The organism is Streptomyces sp. URMC 123 (assembly GCF_051386515.1).
Classification (GTDB): Bacteria; Actinomycetota; Actinomycetes; order Streptomycetales; family Streptomycetaceae; genus Streptomyces.
The window spans coordinates 1-4,603 of record NZ_JBPQTV010000426.1 but is presented as its reverse complement, the minus strand read 5'-3'; the positions used below and the strand labels follow the sequence as shown (position 1 = coordinate 4,603).

Here is a 4,603-nt window from a genome sequence, read left to right as displayed (position 1 = left end):
GGCCACGGCCGTGTGCAGCGACTGGTACAGGTTGAACTTGGGAACGGCGATGAAGTCCTTGAACTCCGAGATGACCGGGGTGAAGCAGGTGTGGAGTTCACCGAGGACGGCGTAGCAGTCGGCGTCCTCGGCCACCAGCACGAGCAGCCGGCCGAAGTCGCTGCCGCCGAGCTCGCCGCGCTTGATGCGGACCCGGTGGACGGAGACGAAGTGGCGCGGCCGGACGTGGACTTCGGCGGCGATGTCCGCCTCGCGCAGTACGGAGCGCATGTTCTCCGCGACGCCCACCAGGGGGTCGGTTCCGCCGCGGATGTGCTCCAGGACGAGTTCGCGGGTGCGCGCGTACTCCTCGGGGTGGAGGATCTCGAAGACGAGGTCCTCCAGTTCGGACTTGAGGGCCTGGACCCCCAGGCGCTCGGCGAGCGGGATGAGCACATCGCGGGTGACCTTGGCGATCCGCACCTGTTTCTCGGGGCGCATCACCCCGAGCGTGCGCATGTTGTGCAGCCGGTCGGCGAGCTTGATGGACATCACCCGGACGTCGTTGCCGGTGGCCACCAGCATCTTCCGGAAGGTCTCCGGTTCGGCGGCCGCCCCGTAGTCGACCTTCTCCAACTTCGTGACGCCGTCGACGAGATAGCGCACCTCGGCCCCGAACGCCTCCCCCACCTGATCGAGCGTCACCTCGGTGTCCTCCACGGTGTCGTGGAGCAGGGACGCGGTGAGGGTGGTGGTCTCGGCGCCCAGTTCGGCCAGGATCAGGGTCACCGCCAGCGGGTGCGTGATGTACGGCTCGCCGCTCTTGCGGAACTGGCCCCGGTGGGAGGACTCGGCGAGGAGGTACGCCCTGCGCAGGGGGTCGAGGTCCGCGCGCGGGTGGTGCGAGCGGTGGACCTTGGCGATGTGGTCGATGGCGTCCGGCATCCTGCCGCGCGAGGCCGGCCCCAGGAGCGCGGCGCGGCCGAGTCTGCGGAGGTCGATCCGTGGGGAGATGCGCGGGGCGATGCGGGGGCGGCCGCGCCTGCGGCCGAGAGAACCATGGTCGGCTGCCTCTGCGCTCATGGGCACCTCCGGCGACGTCGACCGGCAAGGGCGGTGTCTCCGGGCTCCGGGGCACGAGCCCTCCGGAGCCCGGCGCGGCCCGCGCCGCGCCCTCCTGGGTGCGGATCGGGCACCCAGTGCCGGTGCTTGATGCTACCGAGCCCATCACGCAGCGCTCTCCCCCTCTCGCCCAGCGTGAACCGGACCACCCATTCGAGCGAACGATCAGGCGATTGGGGTGGTGAGAGGCGTAAAGGGCGCGAGGCGGCGCCGGTCCGTCACCCGCGCCGTGCGCCGGTCGCGGCGCCCGGAGCGCGCCTCTGGCCCCGGCCCGGGAGCCGGGTGGCTCCGGGCGGGGCGCGGGGGCGGCTCCGGCCCGGGAGCCGGGGTCGTCAGTCGGACGGCGGGGAGCCGGGTGGTTCCGACCGGGGCGGGGTCGTCAGGCGGCGGGGACGCGGTCCGGCGCGCCGGCTCCCCCGGGGCCGGCGTTCGGAGCATCGGCGGCGGGAGCGCCGGTGTCCGCGGCCGCGCAGGCCGGGGCGCCCCACCACTCGGGGGCGAGGGTGCCCTCGGCCACGATCACGGCGGGACCGGTCATCTCGACCTCGCCGTCGACATGCTCGGTGATCCGCAGGGTGCCGCCGAGGACGTCCACGGTGTACGTGACCGGGCGACCCGTCGTGGCCGGGTCGACGCCGTCGCGGCGTGCGGTGGCCACCATGACGGCGCAGGCCCCGGTGCCGCAGGACCGGGTCTCGCCGGCGCCGCGCTCGTGGACGCGCATGGCCACATGGCCGGGCCCGCGGTCGACGACGAACTCCACGTTGGCACCGTCGGGGAAGGCGCCCTCCGGGTGGAGCCGGGGCGGGGCCAGCAGGCTGCCGGCGTGGGCCAGGTCCTCGACGAAGGCGACGGCGTGCGGGTTGCCCATGCTCACGGAGCGCACCGGCCACTGGCGGGTGCCGACGGTGACGGTGGGGCCGGCGTCCGCGGCCGCGCCGGCCGGGTCGCCGTCGGCCGCTCCGGGGGCCTGGGCCGCCGCTCCGCTGCCGCCGGCCCCCAGGAGCGCCGCCCGGCCCATGGAGACCGTGACATCGCCCTCGGCGCCGCCGGGGCCGTTCCCGGCGATGGTGACCCGCCGGATGCCGGCGCGGGTGGCCACGGCGAAGGCCCCGGACGTGACGTGACCGGCGCGCTGGAGGTAGCGGGCGAAGACCCGGACGCCGTTGCCGCACATCTCGGCCACGCTGCCGTCGCTGTTGCGGTAGTCCATGAACCACTCGGCCTCGGCGGCCAGATGAGCCGCCTCCGGGTGCGCGGCGGACCGCACGACGTGCAGCAGGCCGTCGCCGCCGATGCCGGCGCGGCGGTCGCAGAGCCTGGCCACGGTGGCGGGGGGCAGCGGCAGGGCGTTGTCCGGGTCCGGGACGATCACGAAGTCGTTCTCGGTGCCGTGCCCCTTGAGGAAGGGGATGCGCGTGGTGGTCACGTCTCGATCCTACGGTGCCCCCGCCGGGCGGGCCGGGGCGGTGACGGGCGCGGCCGACGAGGCAGCGGGTCAGCGCAGGCGGGCCACGCGCCAGATGGCGAGCGCGGCGACGGTGCCGACCACGAGCACGTACAGGGCGACGACCCGCCAGTCGGGGCGCCGGCCCGACCCCCTCGGCGGCAGCCCGGGCCAGGTGTGGCCCACGCGGCGCGCCGCCATCATGCCCCAGCCCGCCGCGCAGGAGCTGATCAGCAGGCCCAGCATGGCGATGACCGCGCCGCCGTCACCGAAGTCGAAGGCGAGCGGGAAGGCGAACATCAGCGAGCCGACGACGGCGAGCACCACGATGGGCGCGAGCTGCCATATCCGCAGCCGCCGCGGCGGACGCAGCTCGCGGAAGGACTCCTCGCCCGCCCCCAGCAGGAGCTCGGGCACGGGCTCGTCCTGCGGCGGCTGCGGTCTGTCCCGAGGGCCGGCCTCCATCGCCACGCGCCCTCCCAACTCAGACTCACGGCTCGATCGAAGGTCGATGATGACACGCTCACCCAGGCCCGGATGACGCACGGAGCGTCCCGATGCCATCACGTGATCAGGCTGTGACCGGTCGTTCGACCAACCCCAGCGCCTGCCCGAGGAGTTCCCCCCGGTGGTCGGCCGCCCCGTTGAGCCAATGCACCCGCGGATCGCGGCGGAACCACGAGTCCTGACGGCGCGCGAAGCGCTTGGTGGCGCGTACGGTCTCGGCGCGCGCCTCGTCCTCGGTGCAGTCGCCCGCCAGGAAGGTCAGGACCTGCTGGTACCCGAGGGCGCGGGAGGCCGTGAGCCCGTCGCGCAGGCCGACGGCCTCCAGGGCCCGGACCTCGTCGACCAGACCCGCGTCCCACATCCGGTCGACGCGCGTGGTGATGCGTTCGTCGAGTTCCGGGCGGGCGACGTCCACGCCGATCTGGACGGTGTCGTAGACGGACTCATGGCTGGGGAGGTTGGCGGTGAAGGGCCGGCCGGTGATCTCGATGACCTCCAGCGCCCGGACGATCCTGCGGCCGTTGCCGGGCAGGATGGCCCGCGCGGCCTCCGGGTCGGCGGCGGCGAGCCGGCGGTGCAGCGGCCCCGGGCCCTCGGCCAGCAGTTCTGCCTCCAGCCGGGCCCGTACGGCGGGGTCGGTGCCGGGGAACTCGAGGACGTCGATGGCGGCCCGGACGTACAGCCCGGAGCCGCCGACGAGGATCGGGACGCGCCCCCGGGCGAGGAGCCGGTCGATCTGGGCGCGGGCCAGCCGCTGGTACTCCGCGACGCTGGCGGCCTCGGTGACGTCCCAGACGTCGAGCAGGTGGTGCGGCACCCCCTGCCGTTCGGCCGGGGTCAGCTTGGCGGTGCCGATGTCCATACCTCGGTAGAGCTGCATCGAGTCGGCGTTGACGACTTCGCCGCCGAGATGGCGGGCGAGGGCCACGCCGAGATCGGACTTGCCGGCCGCGGTGGGGCCGACGACGGCGATGACCCGCGGTGCGGGGGCTGCGCTGTTCACCGCCCCAGTCTCGCAAACCCGGCGGCCACTCCTCGAACGAGCTACGTGACGGTCCCGTGTCCGCATCGTTGCCTGTTGCGAGGTTCCGATGGCCGGTTTCAGGACCGGTGCCCGCGGGCGGCGCAATGAGACGCTCCGGGCGGCACGGGATTTCGCCCACACGAGTAACGTATGGAGTAGATATGGGCGCGTTTCTTTCAAAGCTTCTGCGGAAGTCGTCCAAGGCGTCAACGGAGGAGACGGCCACGGCCACTCCGACGGCGGAATCGAAGGCGACGGCGGAGACGCCGGCCGAGGAGAAGGCCGAGGCGGCCGCGGAACCGGCGGAGGCGGGCGAGGCGGCGGCCGAGGGCGTGGACATCCCCAAGCAGCAGTCCGCCGAAGAGGCCGCCGACAGCGAGACCGGCGAGGGCGCCCGCAAGTAGGGCTCAGTACGGGGCGGGGCCCGCGATCAGCGGCCCCCGGCGCATTCCCGGGCAGGACGACGGTGGGCGGGCAGTGGGCCACTCACCGGACGGCGGCCGCGGAGCGACACGCTCCGCGGC

At 74.1% G+C, this 4,603-nt stretch carries 4 protein-coding genes and 1 pseudogene; 1 reads left to right on the top strand and 4 read right to left on the bottom strand.

What is annotated here, in order from left to right:
- The 4 genes and pseudogenes from ACSNOD_RS28655 to miaA all read right to left on the bottom strand — a co-directional run.
- Nucleotides 1-1,062: HD domain-containing protein (locus ACSNOD_RS28655; RefSeq protein WP_436769983.1), on the bottom strand; the 1,062-nt coding region annotated here is incomplete at its 3' end.
- A 526-nt stretch (nucleotides 1,063-1,588) separates the two neighbouring features.
- Nucleotides 1,589-2,530: pseudogene (gene dapF / locus ACSNOD_RS28650) on the bottom strand (diaminopimelate epimerase); the annotation flags it as partial.
- A 69-nt stretch (nucleotides 2,531-2,599) separates the two neighbouring features.
- A complete protein-coding gene (locus tag ACSNOD_RS28645) occupies nucleotides 2,600-3,013 on the bottom strand; it encodes a hypothetical protein (protein ID WP_436769984.1) in 414 nt (137 codons plus the stop codon).
- A gap of 106 nt (nucleotides 3,014-3,119) precedes the next feature.
- Nucleotides 3,120-4,058: a tRNA (adenosine(37)-N6)-dimethylallyltransferase MiaA gene (gene miaA, locus ACSNOD_RS28640; protein ID WP_436769982.1), complete on the bottom strand. Its 939-nt coding sequence runs from the start codon at nucleotides 4,056-4,058 to the stop codon at nucleotides 3,120-3,122.
- A 182-nt stretch (nucleotides 4,059-4,240) separates the two neighbouring features.
- On the opposite strand from miaA, the gene ACSNOD_RS28635 reads away from it, so the two are divergent.
- Nucleotides 4,241-4,483 carry a gliding motility protein gene (locus ACSNOD_RS28635; protein ID WP_436769981.1) on the top strand — a complete coding sequence of 81 codons (243 nt, stop codon included), beginning with the start codon at nucleotides 4,241-4,243 and terminating at the stop codon, nucleotides 4,481-4,483.
- The last annotated feature ends 120 nt before the right edge of the window (nucleotides 4,484-4,603 follow it).

Coding starts and splice junctions, on each gene's coding strand:
- ACSNOD_RS28645 (WP_436769984.1), bottom strand. CDS start 3,013: ATGGAGGCCGGCCCTCGGGACAGACCGCAGCCGCCGCAGGACGAGCCC.
- ACSNOD_RS28635 (WP_436769981.1), top strand. CDS start 4,241: ATGGGCGCGTTTCTTTCAAAGCTTCTGCGGAAGTCGTCCAAGGCGTCA.